At 45.0% G+C, this 16,400-nt stretch carries 16 protein-coding genes, 1 tRNA gene and 2 pseudogenes; 13 read left to right on the forward strand and 6 right to left on the reverse strand.

Annotation, left to right across the window (positions count from 1 at the left end):
• The 4 genes and pseudogenes from QUA34_RS28535 to QUA34_RS28550 form a co-directional block, all read left to right on the forward strand.
• Positions 1-223, forward strand: a 223-nt coding sequence (locus QUA34_RS28535) for a hypothetical protein (protein WP_333390737.1), incomplete at its 5' end; no start/stop codon positions are given.
• Entirely contained in the window at positions 193-321 is a 129-nt protein-coding gene (locus QUA34_RS28540; RefSeq protein WP_333390734.1) for a DUF4058 family protein, read from the forward strand. The genes QUA34_RS28535 and QUA34_RS28540, both read left to right, overlap by 31 nt.
• 267 nt (positions 322-588) lie before the next feature.
• Positions 589-1,061: pseudogene (locus tag QUA34_RS28545) on the forward strand (IS1 family transposase); the annotation flags it as partial.
• A gap of 402 nt (positions 1,062-1,463) precedes the next feature.
• Positions 1,464-2,735 carry an aminotransferase class I/II-fold pyridoxal phosphate-dependent enzyme gene (locus QUA34_RS28550; protein ID WP_333390704.1) on the forward strand — a complete coding sequence of 424 codons (1,272 nt, stop codon included), beginning with the start codon at positions 1,464-1,466 and terminating at the stop codon, positions 2,733-2,735.
• A 162-nt stretch (positions 2,736-2,897) separates the two neighbouring features.
• Here QUA34_RS28550 and QUA34_RS28555 read toward each other — a convergent pair.
• Positions 2,898-3,635 (reverse strand): annotated as a pseudogene (locus tag QUA34_RS28555) (IS1 family transposase).
• Between the two features lie 111 nt (positions 3,636-3,746).
• Here QUA34_RS28555 and QUA34_RS28560 point away from each other — a divergent pair.
• The 7 genes from QUA34_RS28560 to QUA34_RS28590 all read left to right on the forward strand — a co-directional run bounded on the left by QUA34_RS28560 (position 3,747) and on the right by QUA34_RS28590 (position 8,606).
• Positions 3,747-4,148: a tetratricopeptide repeat protein gene (locus QUA34_RS28560; protein ID WP_333390706.1), complete on the forward strand. Its 402-nt coding sequence runs from the start codon at positions 3,747-3,749 to the stop codon at positions 4,146-4,148.
• 148 nt (positions 4,149-4,296) lie between these two features.
• Positions 4,297-4,515 carry a DUF3285 domain-containing protein gene (locus QUA34_RS28565; RefSeq protein WP_333390709.1) on the forward strand — a complete coding sequence of 73 codons (219 nt, stop codon included), beginning with the start codon at positions 4,297-4,299 and terminating at the stop codon, positions 4,513-4,515.
• A 206-nt stretch (positions 4,516-4,721) separates the two neighbouring features.
• Positions 4,722-5,258, forward strand: a complete 537-nt coding sequence (gene ybeY / locus QUA34_RS28570) for an rRNA maturation RNase YbeY (RefSeq protein ID WP_333390710.1) — start codon at positions 4,722-4,724, stop codon at positions 5,256-5,258.
• 161 nt (positions 5,259-5,419) lie between these two features.
• On the forward strand, positions 5,420-5,932 hold the full coding sequence (locus QUA34_RS28575; RefSeq protein WP_333390713.1) for a diacylglycerol kinase family protein: 513 nt from the start codon (positions 5,420-5,422) through the stop codon (positions 5,930-5,932).
• 178 nt (positions 5,933-6,110) lie between these two features.
• Positions 6,111-6,698 (forward strand): aminodeoxychorismate/anthranilate synthase component II, encoded by a 588-nt coding sequence (locus QUA34_RS28580; protein ID WP_333240826.1) that lies wholly within the window; start codon positions 6,111-6,113, stop codon positions 6,696-6,698.
• Positions 6,699-7,028: 330 nt separating this feature from the next.
• Positions 7,029-7,811, forward strand: a complete 783-nt coding sequence (locus QUA34_RS28585; protein WP_333390716.1) for an MBL fold metallo-hydrolase — start codon at positions 7,029-7,031, stop codon at positions 7,809-7,811.
• A 165-nt stretch (positions 7,812-7,976) separates the two neighbouring features.
• On the forward strand, positions 7,977-8,606 hold the full coding sequence (locus QUA34_RS28590; RefSeq protein WP_333331648.1) for a fasciclin domain-containing protein: 630 nt from the start codon (positions 7,977-7,979) through the stop codon (positions 8,604-8,606).
• Between the two features lie 120 nt (positions 8,607-8,726).
• Here the strand turns inward: QUA34_RS28590 and QUA34_RS28595 are convergent, their stop codons facing one another.
• Both QUA34_RS28595 and QUA34_RS28600 read right to left on the reverse strand, forming a co-directional pair.
• Positions 8,727-9,680, reverse strand: coding sequence for a cobalamin-binding protein (locus QUA34_RS28595; protein ID WP_333390719.1), 954 nt, complete (start codon positions 9,678-9,680; stop codon positions 8,727-8,729).
• A 112-nt stretch (positions 9,681-9,792) separates the two neighbouring features.
• Positions 9,793-12,480 (reverse strand): glycosyltransferase family 39 protein, encoded by a 2,688-nt coding sequence (locus tag QUA34_RS28600; RefSeq protein WP_333390721.1) that lies wholly within the window; start codon positions 12,478-12,480, stop codon positions 9,793-9,795.
• A gap of 132 nt (positions 12,481-12,612) precedes the next feature.
• Between QUA34_RS28600 and QUA34_RS28605 the strand changes: the two genes are divergently transcribed.
• Positions 12,613-12,685 (forward strand) — tRNA-Phe (locus QUA34_RS28605).
• 11 nt (positions 12,686-12,696) lie between these two features.
• Here QUA34_RS28605 and QUA34_RS28610 read toward each other — a convergent pair.
• Together QUA34_RS28610 and QUA34_RS28615 are read right to left on the reverse strand one after the other, a co-directional pair.
• Positions 12,697-12,843, reverse strand: a complete 147-nt coding sequence (locus tag QUA34_RS28610; protein WP_333390724.1) for a hypothetical protein — start codon at positions 12,841-12,843, stop codon at positions 12,697-12,699.
• Positions 12,844-12,999: 156 nt separating this feature from the next.
• Entirely contained in the window at positions 13,000-14,151 is a 1,152-nt protein-coding gene (locus QUA34_RS28615) for an aliphatic sulfonate ABC transporter substrate-binding protein (protein ID WP_333390726.1), read from the reverse strand.
• A 361-nt stretch (positions 14,152-14,512) separates the two neighbouring features.
• Between QUA34_RS28615 and QUA34_RS28620 the strand changes: the two genes are divergently transcribed.
• On the forward strand, positions 14,513-15,181 hold the full coding sequence (locus QUA34_RS28620; RefSeq protein WP_333390729.1) for a cadmium resistance transporter: 669 nt from the start codon (positions 14,513-14,515) through the stop codon (positions 15,179-15,181).
• 498 nt (positions 15,182-15,679) lie between these two features.
• Here QUA34_RS28620 and QUA34_RS28625 read toward each other — a convergent pair whose 3' ends face one another.
• Positions 15,680-16,381, reverse strand: coding sequence for a DUF4339 domain-containing protein (locus QUA34_RS28625; protein WP_333390731.1), 702 nt, complete (start codon positions 16,379-16,381; stop codon positions 15,680-15,682).
• Positions 16,382-16,400 lie beyond the last annotated feature (19 nt).

The following is a 16,400-nucleotide window of genomic DNA, read 5'->3' on the forward strand; positions in this document are numbered from 1 at the left end:
GGGTGTGACGGGAACGTTAAATGCTTACCCTACTTACATTATAGCTTACTTATCTCTGATTTATTGTTTAAGTCCCGTTAATGGGCGTCTCTCCCATTCCACAATTAACTTAACGGGCGAGACGCCCGTTTCACAATTAATGCAAATGATAAGCTGTTGTGCATTTAATTTTCACAATCCTCTCCGTTGCCTTTGCGTGCAGGTGATGCTGAACCAATTGTAGATTTACAAGCGTTATTAAATGGGGTTTACGATCGCCCCGCCTATGACTTTAGAATAGATTATATCGCCGTATCAGTTCCCCCGCTGTCCGAAACTTAAGCTGCTGGAGCGGATGTTTTGTTGGAGGAGAGGGGATCGATCGGATGATAGAGGGAGGTTTAAGTGCGATCGCCCGCATATAAATTGCTGAGATATAATTAGATGGCGTAGAGTGGCAATAAAAAGTAATGGCAGATATTCAAATCAGCGTCGAATGACAAGATGCAGTTGCTGCTAAAGATGAACTGTTTGCGATTTCTGGCTGGTCGCGAAATCGGGAAACAACCGGGCATGATGAAAAAGAGGGAACTTTAATAATCATCCGCTTACGATCCAGAGACAATTCCAGAAGTAGGAGAACTAGATGAGCTACAAATCTTTATAGGAGAAAAAAAACAATCTGGGTGTGGACAGCAGTAGATTACTTTAGACCAGGTATTCTAGGATGGGTATTAGGAGACCGAGCGTCCTAAAACGTTTGAACCTTTGTGGGATGTAGTTAGTAGATGGGGATGCTATTTTTATGTGACGGATGGCCCGAAAGTTTATGCAATGTTTATTCCAGATGGAAACCAAATTATGTGCCCAACTTACATGACTTGCGGTTGAAGGTAAAAACACAAGATTAAGACACTATCTGGCTCACTTAAAACGAAAGACTTTTTGTTATTCTGGCAGCCGAACAAATGCTCAGATATCCAATTAAACTACTTATTCAGTATCTCAAGTTTAATGATGTTCCCCTTCCCTATTCAATTAATTATTTCGATCGAGCATTAGTCACCGCACGCGATTGCTAAACCATACCCCAATTCAGCAACGCCGGGATTGGTTTGTGTGGACGGTGTAGGGTACTGGGTTCTACGGCTGATGCGTTACAAATTGTTGCGAACTGATGCCGTAATGCAGTCAAGAGTGAGATAGTTGGTAGTGGTGCATTATCATGTTAAACTAATAAAATAATATCAATACTCCTGAGTATATATGAGTATCACTTGTGTAAGATGTCCTTCGGGGAAAATTATTAAATACGCTCATACTTATGGTAAACAAGTGGTAAACAAGGATATAAATGTCAAGAATGGGGGCGACGGTATTTTGTCCCTGAGTATAATTTATCGTTAAGGCGAGTTCCGTGACCGGCAATTACTATACACCACTACCCAATTACTATGTACGACAAAAGTAATCGAAATAAGCTCATGCCAGATCCAACAAGTGAAGCGAAGACTCACTTTATCTCACCACGGTTACTAAAGTTATTAGATTGCCCGACCCCTATAAGTCAATTCTTTGCCCAAGCGACCTATATGAGTCGCCGCACTGAGCCGGAAAGTATTGATTTTACTTTCGGTGATGCCCATGAAATACCACCTCCAGGGTTTGTAGAAGCCTTACAGCGTTGGAGTGTACCGCAAAATCAAGGGTGGTATGGCTACAAGGGAAATATTCCAGAATCACGGATCACTGTATCCGCTGCTCTTCAGGATAAACGCGGACTTTCTATATTGCCTGAAGATATTTTTATGACCAATGGTACTGTAGTTGGTTTGGCGATTTGTCTGCAAATGTTAGCTGGTGAGGGAGATGAGGTAATTATTTTGAATCCACCCTGGTTAGGCTATAGGAGTATGGTGCATTTTACCGGTGCGGTTCCGATTGGTGTGCCTGTGGATACAAACACCTTTGATATGGATTTGCAGGCGATCGCATCTGCAATTACAGAACGGACTCGAGCAATTATTATCAATTCACCTCACAACCCTACAGGTAAGCTTTTTTCAGCTAGTACCCTGGAGGGTTTGAGTGCTATACTTAACGAGGCTTCTCAGCACTATGGCAAGCCTATTTATATTATTTCCGATGAAAGCTTCAGCCGCATTGTTTTCGACAACAAGATTTGTTTTAGCCCTACTCAGTTTTACCCGTTTTCTTTCTTAGTATATGGTTATAGTAAGACTTTAATGGCACCCGGTCAACGTATAGGGTATATTGCTTTACCTCCCACTATGCCTAATCGGGAAGAAATAAGACGAATCATTGCCCTCCTACAACAAAGTCCTTTTGGTTGGTGTTATCCTAGTGTGCTCATGCAGTATGCCTTAGGAGACTTAGAGCAACTCAACATAAATATCGAGCATTTACAAAACAAGCGAGATGGGATGGTGAAGGCACTGCGGGATATGGGTTACACCCTGTATAACCCTGATGGGACGTTCTTCCTCTTGGTGCAATCACCTTGGGATGATGACCTTGCTTTTGCCGAGTTATTAGCAAGTCAAGATATATTTGTTTTACCAGGAACTCCCCAGGAAATACCCGGTTACTTCCGAATTTCCCTTACTGCCAACGAAGAAATGATTTCGCGTTCTCTACCCAAATTCCAAGCTGCGATGGAATACGCTGTTGCTAACCCCTCTTCTGTCACTAAGCGGCAGAGTATAATAGAACAAAATCTCTCAAACCAGAGCTAGGTCTATGGTTAACCCTCGCCAAGCTAATTTAACCTTGAAATAGATTGATGAGTATTGTCGCTATTACAGAAATCTGTTTTCAGAAGTCAGAAGCTTCAAAGCTTTTACACACCTTCATGCTGGTATAATTTCTGATACGGCGTTGCTGAATTGGGGTATGGTTCAGCGATCGCGTGCGGTGACTAATGCTCGATGGAAATAATTAATTGAATAGGGAAGGCGAACATCATTAAACTTGAGATACTGAATAAGTAGTTTAATTGGATATCTGAGCATTTGTTCGGCTGCCAGAATAACAAAAAGTCTTTCGTTTTAAGCGAGCCAGATAGTGTCTTAATCTTGTGTTTTTACCTTCAACCGCAAGTCATGTAAGTTGGGCACATAATTTGGTTTCCATCTGGAATAAACATTGCATAAACTTTCGGGCCATCCGTCACATAAAAATAGCATCTCCATCTACTAACTACATCCCACAAAGGTTCAAACGTTTTAGGACGCTCGGTCTCCTAATACCCATCCTAGAATACCTGGTCTAAAGTAATCTACTGCTGTCCACACCCAGATTGTGTTTTTTTATCCGACAAAGGTTTGTAGCTCATTTAGTTCTCCTACTTCTGGAATTGTCTCTAGATCGTAAGCGGATGGTAGCAGCTTTCCAACTTGCTTGAGCCAATTAATTATTGTCGTGTGATGCAGGTCTTTGACTCTCTTGCTCGCACGAAAACCCATCCCATTGACATATATTTTTAGGTATTGATATTTAACTTCTTGCGCGTAACACTGCTGGGTTTGATAGCAATCTCTAAATTGCCTGCCACAGTCAACACAAATATAATTTTGATTGCCTTTATTAGGCGCATTTTTATTAACATTAGTTGACTTATCTTCAGGAAATTTCATTGGCTTTGACTTTCAGTTAATTGGTTTTTGTGACTCGCTCACTCGCTCTATGGTACCTCAATTCAACAACGCCAGGAAAAGATTGGCGATGTTCAAGGGAAAGCTGCTAATTTGCACCAACTAGCAGGAATTTATGTGGATCAAGGAGAAGTAGTCAAGGCGATCGCACTTTATGAACAATCTCTCGAACTTCAGGAAAAGATTGGCGATGTTCAAGGGAAAGCTGCTACTTTGCGCCAACTAGCAGGAATTTATGCCAAGCAAGGGGAAGTAGCCAAGGCGAGCGCACTTTATGAACAATTTCTCGAACTTCAGGAAAAGATTGGCAATGTTCAAGGGAAAGCTGCTACTTTCGCAATGTTAGGAAGGTTGTTAGCAGATAAGAAGGAAAATTTTGATAAAGCCTTGAATTATTTACAGCAATCTTTGGACATTTTGCAGCATTTGCGATCGCCCGACGCGGAGAAAGTGAGGCGAATTATTGCTGAAGTTCAGCGGATGGCTGATGGCTGAAGAAAGTTTAGCCCGATTCTCTGCTGCGCGAAACCAGCCTGCGGCAATCTGAAATCTAAAAAATCCTACACAAAACGTTACATATTTGTTACCATCGGGGCGAGTATGTTCTCAGCAGCCCCTCTGTTAACCTTCTAAACTAACCGTTATGAGTCAACCTCCCTCAGCAATTCCCGCCTCAGAAGAGTCCGCCGAAAACCAGACAGCGCCGACAAACAATGCACCTCCACCGAGTTATGTCAAGCTGGCGATGCGGAACATGGTTCGCAAGCGGGCGACTTCTCTGTTTCATTTTGCTTTGACAGCCGCCGGACTTTTGGGCGTACTCGTCGGTTTGGCTTTTCTCGATCGCTATTTCAATTCTTAATCCGGGATTCCAACAATCAGCCTCTAATTTCTGCTGATGTTTTTGATCTTTCTTAATCGGGAGTTAAGTTGATTGTTCTGCCTGCCTGTTGCAATCTCTAACAGATTACTGTATCTTTCCAGCAACAGCAAAATCCCCTGCCGTTCGATCGCGCAATTGGAATTTGTAAAAAAATTGAATATATCCCTTGACAGGAGAGCAAAAAAATGTTAATAGAGGTGAACGTCGAAGACTGTTACGGGCTCGCCCAGCAGTCAGCCGACGCTTCCAACCTCCCTGAGAGTGCAGCCAGCGGGGAGATTTCAGCCGAAACCTGGGAAAATTGGTTTAGCGTTTGGCTGGAAAACCAGGAAGAGTATGTGCCAGTCGCTCCGGGCTACGAAGTCAGTCTGCGTTTAACCGCCGATACGGAGATGCAAGCCCTCAACCTCCAGTACCGCCAGCTCGATCGACCGACTGATGTACTAGCTTTCGCATCTTTAGAGGTAGACTGTCCTCAGCTAGAGGAAATGCAGTCATCTGAACCCCTATACTTGGGTGATATCGTCATCTCGATCGATACAGCTAACCGACAAGCCCAGCAGCAAGGACATCCCCTGAAGACCGAACTAGCTTGGCTGGCAGCCCACGGTTTTCTGCATCTTTTGGGCTGGGATCACCCGGATGAAGAAAGTCTGACTCAAATGCTTGATCGACAAGAAACATTGCTGCGGGCGATCGGTCTCACGATCCAAACAGCATAACTGAAGTTGATGGTTATTTAACAAATCATGTCAAGCCCAACATAACTTTCTGAAATTAAACCAGAACTTTAGTAAAAACTTAGAAAAGTTACCTAGACTTGATGAAGTTAATTTGAAAAGTTTAGCTTTCATTCATCTCTGTAAATTAAAGTTGGTTCTTTATGACACTAGATAGACCCTCAATTTCATCACAAATCGCACAGTTGCTGCCCATGCCTCAAGACTCTTCTAGCCAGACAGTCCAGGAGCCGAAAAAAGCCTTGAAATACAACCGAGAGCTGTCCTGGAAAATCGCATCTAGCTTAGCTACGAGTTTCAGATACGCTTGGGGGGGTCTGAGTTATGCTTTTGAAACTCAGCGCAATTTTCGGATTCACACAGTTATAGGCACTTTGGCGATCGGACTCGGCCTATTTTTGCAACTGAAACCTGTAGAAATATCTGTGATCGGCGTCACCATTGGCATAGTTTTAGCAATGGAACTGTTGAATACGGCGATCGAATCGGTGGTAGACTTGACAGTCGGGCAATCTTATCACGAACTAGCCAGAATTGCCAAAGACTGCGCTGCCGGAGCAGTTCTGGTATCGGCAATGGCTGCGATCATCGTCGGTACTGCACTTCTGCTTCCTCCTTTGTGGGCAGTCGTTCAAATTGCGATCGGCCGTCAGTAACTTATTGGGCGATGGCAAATTTTAGGTTTTAGATGACCAATTTGAGATTTTTAGTTTTATTCGTCTATATTGCAGCTATTTTTATCTTCGGCATCTATCTAAAATCTTGAAACCCTTGCTTTCAGGGAGCGAGTTAACCTAAAATCTAAAATCTAAAACCTAAAATCTAACTTAACCCGTGATTATAGTCATCGATAACTACGACAGTTTTACATACAATTTGGTACAGTATCTAGGAGAACTAGGTGCTGAATTGCCTGTAGCCAGCGAAGTGCAAGTTTACCGGAACGACCAAATTTCCTTAGCAGAAATTCGCCAATTGCAGCCGGCAGCAGTGGTGATTTCTCCTGGCCCGGGGCGGCCGGAAGATGCGGGGATTTCTCTGGAATTAATCAAAGAATTGGGCCCGACTTTACCAATTTTAGGCGTGTGCCTGGGACATCAAAGTATCGGTCAAGTATTTGGCGGGAAAATTGTTTCTGCACCCGTGTTGATGCACGGCAAAACTTCTCAGGTAGAACACGCAGGAGTCGGAGTTTTTCAGGGCGTGGAATCGCCGATGATTGCAACTCGCTATCACAGTTTGGTAATTGAAAAGCAGAGTTGTCCAGAAGTTTTGGAAATTACCGCTTGGGTTGAAGACGGAACTATTATGGGTGTGCGGCATCGGGAATATCCGCACATTGAAGGTGTACAGTTTCACCCGGAAAGTATTTTGACAACTTCGGGAAAGCAATTATTACGAAATTTCTTGGAACGGCTTTAGTTTGGTTTTGAATTTTGAGTTTTTGTCTGAATCTTTCGGGTGCGTAATGCGAACCTGACGGTTGAAATTATCTAACTTTGTAGGGCGCGCAATGCGAACTTTACGGTAAAACTATGGTGCACATTTTCGCATCTCAGGCGCCCACAAAAGGATACAAGCCCCCGAAAATCGTTGTGGTGAGCCCCAAATTTTAGACGAAAGTTCCATATCCCAGATTCATCTGTGGAGTAAATCTAAAATCTAAAATCTAAAATCTAAAATCTAAAATCGACTGGCGGTGTTTTGTGGTATAACAACAGACGACCAACACCCGACAACCCCAACCACAAGATGAAACGGCGACAATTAATACGTTACGCACAGACGGGTTTGCTAGCAGCTTTCTTCACTGGTTTGCCATCTGGATGGGAAAGCTATCAAGCTCAAACTGCTGATTCTTTGTCGATTCAGTGGTTGGGCCACACTTGCTTCTTGTTCGCCGGAGGCGGTGCGAGGGTGCTGGTGAATCCTTTTCGGCCCCTGGGCTGTACCGCAGGCTATCGTTCTCCTAAAGTGCCAACAGATTTGATTCTGATTAGCAGCCGATTGCTCGATGAAGGGGCGATCGACGGATTTGCGGGCAATCCCGGCCTTTTGTACGAAGCAGGGGCTTACAGGTCTAACGGGCTGCGGATTCAAGGGATACGGACGGAAAAAGACCGTGAGGGAGGAAGGCGATTTGGGGTCAATGTGGCTTGGCTGTGGCAGCAAGCGGGCGTTAAGATTTTACACTTGGGCGGAGTTGCTGGCCCGATCGGCATTGAAGAACAAATCTTGATCGGGCGGCCCGATGTAGTGCTTATTCCCGTGGGCGGCGGGCCGAAAGCTTACACTCCGGCGGAAGCGAAGCAAACTTTGCAACTTCTCAAACCGAAGATGGTGATTCCTACACATTTCAAAACCCAAGCCGCCGATGCTGCTGCGTGCGATTTGGTGCCGCTAGATGAATTCTTGGCGCTGATGGATGGTACGCCGGTGCGCCGATTGAATAATGACACGATTTCGATCAAATCTGCTGACTTACCCCAAACTGGTTCGGTGATTGAGGTTTTGAGTTACAGATTTAGCGGTTGATGCCAGATTTATTAGCTTGCGTTATAGTAAGGAAGTTTTGGTCGATCGGGGATGCAAGAGAAATTTCTCTCTACCTTAGCCTCTGGCAACCTTGCCTTTTGTCGAGATTTGGCTAACATAACAATTCATGTTCACTGTTTTATCTCATAAGGAAATGCAAGCGCAATGAAAAATCAAAATTTACCTAGTTGGATGAAACAACTCACAGGTTTCGCAGGAATAATCGGCGCTAGCGCGTTAATCGGTTTCCCGGCTTGGGCTCACATCACCTCCAACACCAATGTTGCTAATGCAACTCAAACTTCACAAGTTGCAGGAAAAGTTAAAACCGCTGCTTCACCGGCACCAACTTCCGCTTCACCCGCACCAACTTCCGCTGCTAAGGATATTGTTGCTATTGCATCGGGCGACCCTCAATTCAAGACGCTGACAAAGGCTTTGGGAGCAGCAGACTTGGTTGCAACTTTACAAAGAAAAGGCCCTTTCACTGTTTTTGCACCGACAGACGCGGCATTTGCTGCTTTGCCAGAAGGAACTGTGGAGAATTTGCTCAAACCGGAAAACAAAGCCCAACTTACTAAGATTTTAGCTTACCACGTTGTTCCTGGTTCGGTTGTATCTACTAGCCTGAAATCCGGCGATGTTAAAACTGTTGAAGGCAGTTCGCTGAAGGTGGCAGTTAGCACAGGCAAAGTTACTGTCGGCGGCGCTAATGTTGTGAAAGCTGATATCAAAGCTAGCAACGGCGTTATTCACGTAATTGACAAGGTGCTGATGCCCCCTGATGCGAAGTAAGACTAGCGGCTTTTGCATCAATTGATGTCAGATTCGGTTAAATGAAGGCGAAGTAAGGACACAACATTGTTGTGTCCTTATTTGTATGGCAGGCAATCCAGAATTAATACAGATAAAGCTTTAGCTAGCTGTGGGGACTGGCAAAAATGGCTGCCAACCCTTACCCCGGTAGCCAAAATCGAAGATTTCGGGATGGAGAATTTCTGCTAAAATTTCTAACGAATCAACCAATCTCGGCCCCGGTCGATTAAAGTAAGAATTGCCGTCAGTTATGTAAACTTTCCCAGTTTTTACTGCTTGCAAATTAGCCCATTCTGCGTATTTAGTTATCTGCATTGCTTCGCTGCGAGTGCGGTTTAAATCAAAGCCGCAAGGCATGAAAATAATTACATCGGGATTAGCTTCTACTAAAGATTCCCATTTTAACCAAGGAGAATGTTCCCCGACAATTCCAAACAGCGAATTGCCTCCCGCCATTGCCACTAATTCGGGAATCCAGTTACCCGCAGCCATCAAAGGTTCAATCCATTCGATGCAGGCTACTTTGGGAAGTCTCTCTTTTGTGGTAAGAATAGATGAGGCTTGTGTTTTCGAGGTAATAGCATCGATGCGGGATTGCAAAAGGTTGATCGCACTTTTGCCATTTACGCCCAAAGCATCAGCAACTCGCTGAATATCCGTCCAGATTTCTGCTAGCAGATTCGGCTGCAAAGAAATAATTTCTGGCTTGCTATTTACCAGCGTGCTTACCGCTTGTTCAACCTCTGCTAGAGAACAAGCGCAGACTTCACATTGAGCTTGAGTAATAATGTGAGTTGGCTGCAATTTTTCCAAAGTATCTATTTCTACTTTATAGACACTCAGCGCATTTTGCAACAATTCTGTCACGCGGTTGTGAATTTCGCTGCTAGTTCCTTCGGGATTGAATTTAGGCTGAGTGCAAACAGGTAAATTTTGGATTTCTGGGGGATAATCGCATTCGTGGGAACGACCCACAATTGCATCGGTTAATCCTAAAACTGCTACAATTTCGGTGGCACTGGGAATTAAAGAAACAATTCTGAGTTGGTTCATTGATTTTCGGTTTTTTACAGATTTATCAGCACAGGCGTTACAGATTTATCAGCACAGGCGTTACAGATTTATCAGCACAGGCGGCACGCCCGTGCCACAATAAAAGGGATTGTTAAACTTTCAACTTTTTTAAGTATTGCAAATCTTGCCATGCTTGAATGAGATTACCTTGCATCAGAGCCGCGACACCGTTTAAAACTCTAATTTCCGGTAGATTGGAGTTGAGAGCGAGAGCAGGTTTTAAGGCTGTTTGAGCGGCTTTGGGATGCCAGCCGTACAGGTGTACGAAAGCGAGATAGGCGTAAGCGTAAGGGTTTTGTGAGTCGAGTTGAGTGACTTTTTCTAAGGCGGCGATCGCACTTTTGACATTCTGCTGCAATACCCGAGAAAATGCCAAAGCATAAGCCAATTCTAGATTATTGGGTTCTTGCTGCAACCGATATTCTAACGCTTGTTCCGCTTGCACGGTATAATCTTGAATTGGATCGTACTGATTGATGCGCCCAATCTGCTCGAACACCGGTTCTAAACCGGGCAATCCTTTTGGTAAATTAACCGCCATCGCCCGCAATTGAGTCACCAAATCTAACTCAGGCTTATCTGTATTATCCTCGTTTCCAGGCTCTGCCTTGGAACGCATATCCAGAGGATCTGTCTCGATATTAACACTAATTGCCGGCACATTAATCGGATAAGTTTCGCCGGTTTTCCGATTTAGATAAGTAGCTTGCAGATTGTAAGTTCCCGGTGCAATATTAGCAGGAGGAAGCATCGCCGTGCGATCGACAACTCGAAACCCCACAGCAAATTTATCCGCTTCCAGAATCCCCGGATGCAAAGTCCCCTGGCCGATCGCGCGATCGTGTAAAATCCTGAAAGTCTGTCCCGGTGGAATATCGCCAGACTGCTGATTTTCCCACGTTACCAACACTAAACCAGACTGCAACTGCTGCCAAGGCCCAGACCAAGTATAAGTAACCGGCAACGCGACTCCGGGAACAGCTTTTGCCGCGACAGTAACTCGATCTAATTGTACTTGCGATCGCGCTTCATTCAACGGCTGTATTTCTACAGGCTGCACTCGCTTGCGATAAAGATTTAAATTAGTATAATCGGGCAAAATCCAAGTTTTATCTAACTCAAATATATCACCTTTTTTAATTGCCGTAACTGCTGCATTTTGAGCTTGTTTAATACGTTCGCGAATCGAACCTTGGGGGCCGCTTTTAGTTACAAACCAAGAGAGTGATCGCACATCTTGCGGCACGTCTTTTAAATTCGTTCCCACCTGCCGCCCGTAAACCTGAAAATTCGCCAAAGCACCGTAAAAATTCAAATTATGCTGGTTAATTTCCGGCGTCGAAGGCAACACGCCTAAAGTAGATTGTAAATAAGGTTCCCTATCAATAATTTCTGCAATTACCTCTCGGTGCGGCCACTCTTTCCCCAAGTAAGGATAGTGAGAATTGCCGGGACTGATAATTTGAACTAAGCTATGTCCCAAAGCCCCTCCCAGCGGCCACATATGGAACAGCATCGCCAGAATTGCCAAGCCAATTGTACCCCAGCGAATTTCTCGTCCCCACCGAGAAGGCCACAGCGTTAAACAGTAGGCGAAGAAAATAGATAAAACTGGCAAATAAGGTATACCATATCGGTCGTCTTTGTTAATATTTAAAGAATTAATTAAATAAGCTCCTACCCAGAAAACAGCCAGCCAGCGACAGGAGTTGAGATGCAAGATTGACGAACTATCTTGCCGACGACGCCAATAAAGTATTAATCCTACTAAGGGAACAAGTAACAGAGGCCAAGAAATGTGTTCCGGTAAGTGCTTACCGTAGTAAATCCAAGCGTCGATCGTATTGAGGGCCGGATCTCCTTCGGCGATCGCAGAATCCAGCGTTGCCCGTTTTCCCCCGGTCAAAATTAACAGCCAATTGGTTCTCGCCCACGGGCCAAACACCGCCACCGACAGCAACAAACTACCTGCTAATTGAGCCAATCTTCCCCAAGCTTTTTGCCGCACAGCACCCACAGCCAGCCACACAATCGGGGTAAACAGAAATAATACGGTAGTGTGTTTAACTAATATTGATAAGCCGAGAGAAATTCCAAAGGCGATCGCCCAAAAGAAAGACGACGGGGAGAGTGGGAGAGTGGGGGAGGGCGAGAATTTATACTTTTTCTTTGTTCGTTCCTCCAACAGAGTTCTATCGGTTGCATCCGTTACATCCGTTACATCCGTTATAAAATCCGTTGCCGAACTTCCTTCTTCCTTCTTTCCTTCAGAAGCCTTCCACATTGTCAGACAATAGAAAGCAAAAGTAATCGCCGCAGTGAGGGGATAGTCGAGCAAAAATTGCAAGCGGAACCGATAAAGTCCCGGTAACAAAACGCAAATTGCAGCGGCCCACAAACCAACTTGCCGGTTAAAGAGTTGGGCGCCCAGACTGTAGACTGAGGCGAGGAGAATTGCACTAAATAATAAATGAACGAGGGTTGCCCGATCGCCCCCAGTACCGAAAACTTGAAGAAACGGAACGGTTAAGATGTATGCCAAGGGCGGAATTTTCGTCGAAAGCAGCCAGAAGTTTGTCCACCACTCCCCGGAAAGCCACTGAGGATGCTGCAACGCCTGCAAGTATTTCAGGGTGCTAGTCAGGTAGTCTGCTTGATCCCACGCCGGGACAGATCGATCGAGGGCAAACCAGAGGCGATCGCTAATTGCCCCCAGCAGCCAAATTATGCCTAAGACAAGCAGACTCTTGCCCTCGCTGTCCCGATGTTGCTGTGCCATTGCGATTGTTAGATTTGAGGTTGCAGCTTTTAGCTTACAGGCGGGCGGTTCCGGGCGATCGAAAATTAATTGAGAAAAGTGCTTGCTAAATTCTGTATGTGTCTGCTAAGATAGTAAAGCGCGAAAAAACAAGCCGGGATAGCTCAGTTGGTAGAGCAGTGGACTGAAAATCCACGTGTCACGAGTTCAAGTCTCGTTCCTGGCATCGCAAAGCCCTCACCAAGTTGAGGGTTTTTTTTTAGGAAAAATGCGGGCAATGCAGCTAATCAAGATGTAGGTTTGCCGATGGGGGGGTGACAACCCCGCCGGAAACCCAGACAGAGCTAATATTTGACCGACTTGTGCTAAAAAAACATAGGTCATATCAATTCCGGTTGCACGAGCCAGATGACTGTTGACTGTTGACGGGCGGGTCGAAAAACTGAATGATGGTTGAGTGTTGTTGACTCGATTTTACGCCCGACGATGAAGCGCGGATTTGAGATCAGAAAAAAATTACACTCGAGTGTAATTGTCAGATTAATAAGTCCAGTTTTGCTTGGTCTGCAAACTATAGGTTCCATCTTTCACATTCACCCGCTCAGGAATCAGATCTAAATCTCTAAATATATTTGCCTGGTGCTGTAGGGCAGTGAGCGATTGGTCGTCGATCGGGATAATAGCGCGCTCCGCACTACGTCGCTGTAAAATTTCTACAATGGATGGATCTATTTCATGGTGTTCTGCCAATCGCACAGCAGCTTCTAATTCCTGTTTCTTAGCCCAAGCTCCAGCTTCGTTTACCTCTTCTAAAATCACCTTGAGCAAGTCGGGATAGTCGCGTACCAACTCTGGAATCGCGTAGTAATAGGTCGGAACTTCTAAAGAGGCTTTGTCACCAAAGATGCTCTCTAAGTCTGCAATCGAGCGCCCTGGATAAGCACTTCGGACTTGAGTTGTCGTGTAGGGAACCCAAATCACCCAAGCATCCACCTCACCCGCGCGGAATAGGGGCAGCGCCTGTGGCTGGGTCAGATAAATTGGCTCAATGTCACTAAACTCTAATCCCACTTTTGCCAGTGCTCGCACCAGCACATAATGAGCGCTTGAGCCTTTGTCAAAAGCTATCTTTTTACCCTTCAGGTCGGCAACCGTCTGAATTGGCGAATTTTCTGGTACTAGAATCGCTTGACCTTTAGGAGCAGTATATTTTTCTTTAGCCACCCGCACAAACACATGATCTGCTGCTTGAGAGAAGATGCTGGCCGTACCACCGCCGCCGCAGAAATCGATCGTCCCATTGCTTAATGCTTCTATCAGAGCAGAAGCTGATAAGAAGCTTGTCCAAGTAACAATCAGCCCAAATGGTCGCAAACGGCTTTCGAGCAAACCTTGAGCACGCAGGACTTCCAGATTCGTCATACCCTCTGGATAACCGATTTTGAGTTGCTTGAGCCGCCGCGCTTGCTCAGCTAAGGGTGTATTGCCCGAATGAGCAGAACGATTAGAAAACCAGCGATCCAAAACGACACAGAAAAGTATGCCCCCCACAAACAGTCCCACTGTTTCCAGTAACCGGATTGTTGAGTCTTTAGACAATTTGACCTGATTTACCTGACTAATGACTAGAGGGGAGAGTACATTGCCAGAGGCAGAAGTGGCAACAGCATGACTGTCAAAAGCCAGACTCAAGACTAAAACCAAGACCAGGCCGATACAAAACAGACCTACAAACCGATAGGTGGCCGATATACGAGTGGCCGAACTGAGCGACCGTAAGATATTGTGACCTGTGCCTCTAGGCACACGGTCAATCAAACGGCTAATCATAATGACTCCTTTGATAAACACAGGTGATGGACATTCTGGGATGAGTTGAAGCTCCGGGATCAATTCAAAGCACCGCTTGATACGGATAAACTACCAAATTTGCTCGCTTGTTACACCCAATATGCGATACTCACATTATCATATCGAGATTATGGTGATTTTTCACGACGGTTGAGAAATCAGTAGTTTCGGCGATGGGATAGGTATTGAGTGAGAGACGGTAATGGATTGGTTAATTGCAACAATTAAGATTGGACTGGCTGTTGCTGTCGCAACAACGTTTGACGACAACATTTATCTGACGGCCTTCTTCAGTGAGGTTAATCGTACTTTTCGTCCTAAACACATTGTGGTGGGTGAGCTTATAGGGTTCACGGCATTAATCACGGTAAGTTTAGTTGGTTTCTTGCTGGGGCTAGCAATTCCGTCAACTTGGACGGGGTTACTGGGGATTTTGCCGATACTGATTGGCTTGAATAATTTACTCAACCTTAACAAGGATGATTCAGCCGAAGATAAGTCAGATAATCTAAAAAGAAACTCTAAATTTCGCGGATTTGATTCTCGGCAGCGATCGCTCTGGGAAATAATTCGCGATCCGCAAACTTATCGCGTTTCTGCAGTCACGATTTCTAACGGTGGTAACAATCTTGGTATCTATATTCCTCTATTTGCTAGTAGCAGTATTCAAAATCTGGCTGTGATCGTACCGATTTGCTATTTTATTGTTTGCTGCTGGCTGTTTATGTCCTATACTCTGACGCATCTACCTGGTATTGCTTTGGTTCTCAGCCGTTATGCGAGCAAGATTTTCCCTTTTGTGCTAATGTGGCTGGGTTTCAGAATTCTGATAGACAGCGAATCCTATCGTCTTTTTCTACCAAACACTTGACAGACAAAGGTGATCGAAGCATCGAAAAAATCCATGACAACAGTAGTATTTTCTGCGATAAAGGAATAAAAAAGACTTTAACATAATAGATGAATACCAAAAAAAGCTAGACCGTAATCCCAAATTAGTGGTCTATCAATTTAATCTCCTTGCCATTCCCTATCTTGCAGTTACTTTTGACAGAGTAGCGGCGTGGCTTCAATTGTTTGCCGGATTCCTATTGTGACTTCGCAGTTACTATGCAAGCAATCGATCGGGAGCAGTGGACTGAAAATCCACGTGTCACGACTTCAAGTCTCATTCCTGGCATCGCAAAGCCCTCACAAACTTGAGGTTTTTTTTAGGGAAAATACGGGCAATGCAGTCAATTATCGAACTCGATTTACCTGAAAGTTTAGCTTACGAGATTGATGAATCTGTTCGACCTGAATATTTAAAGCTGTGGAGAAGCGTTCAACTCCGACGAGAATAATTTGGAGAGTGAATTATTTAACTGTCTTATTTTTGAGTGAGGTACGCCGCTAGTTCTGGAATTTCACCGGCGCGCTGCCACTCGGTTTGTCCGCGCCGCACTTTGGTTCGGGCTGTGATTTCCTGAATTTCCCATAATTGCAATTTTGTATAGGGCCCCTTAGCTTCTCCGCTGCGAAACACATACCATTGGGCAACTTCAGGAGTTGGCTGGGTCGATGGTCTCACAGGTTTCATCCGATTCATTCCAGTTGTCGCTTTGAGCTGATTTAGCTCTTGTTCTACCGGATTCGGAGGCGGTGAGTTAGAATTGGGCGATCGCTTTTTCTTAGCCTCCGGCTTACCTCTAGCAATTTCTACTTCGCCGGGCCACCCCCAGAAATGCCACACCGCCACCCACACTAGCGCCACAGCAGATCCTAAAATCTCTTCTTGTGTTTCTGACCATTCTTTCGACTCTCCAAACAGCAGAAAACCGATCGCACCGAGTACGATCGCTATGAGGTTTAGGTAAATTAGGTTGGTCGTGTCGTTAGCGGCTAAGTGCCAACTGGTTGTGTGCCGAACAAAAGATTGGCTGGTTGCTGTCCTGTTGTGTTTCCACGCTTTGCGAGCTTGAATCCCGCCGTAACCAGGAGAGTCGGCGGGCCACCACGTCGCGCCCCAATTAACTAGGGTTTGCTGAATAATTGATCGCAGACCACTAGCAGGAGCGATCGATATATTCAAGGTGAGTTAAATATAAGTT

The sequence above is a fragment of the Microcoleus sp. POL10_C6 genome (genome assembly GCF_036701585.1).
Classification (GTDB): domain Bacteria; phylum Cyanobacteriota; class Cyanobacteriia; order Cyanobacteriales; family Microcoleaceae; genus Microcoleus.